Annotated in this window: 1 rRNA gene; it reads left to right on the forward strand. The window is 55.5% G+C overall.

What is annotated here, in order from left to right:
• Positions 1-443, forward strand: a 16S ribosomal RNA gene (locus MWC30_RS21965); the annotation flags it as partial.

The raw sequence follows: 443 nt of genomic DNA on the forward strand, positions 1-443 counted from the left end.
GGCAGCAGTGGGGAATCTTCCGCAATGGACGAAAGTCTGACGGAGCGATGCCGCGTGCGGGATGAAGGCCCTTGGGTTGTAAACCGCTGTCAGAGGGAATGAAATCTCCGGAGGTTCTCCTCCGGAGTTGACAGAGCCTCAGAGGAAGCACGGGCTAAGTATGTGCCAGCAGCCGCGGTAATACATACTGTGCGAACGTTATTCGGAATCACTGGGCTTAAAGGGTGCGTAGGCGGCGATTCAAGTCAGATGTGAAATGCCTGAGCTCAACTGAGGCATTGCGTTTGAAACTGGATTGCTGGAGTGTCCCAGGGGTGTGCGGAACTGCCAGTGGAGCGGTGAAATGTGTTGATATTGGCAGGAACACCGGAGGCGAAAGCGGCACACTGGGGGATAACTGACGCTGAGGCACGAAAGCCAGGGGAGCGAACAGGATTAGATAC

The organism is Desulforhabdus sp. TSK (genome assembly GCF_022836495.1).
GTDB lineage: Bacteria > Desulfobacterota > Syntrophobacteria > Syntrophobacterales > Syntrophobacteraceae > Desulforhabdus.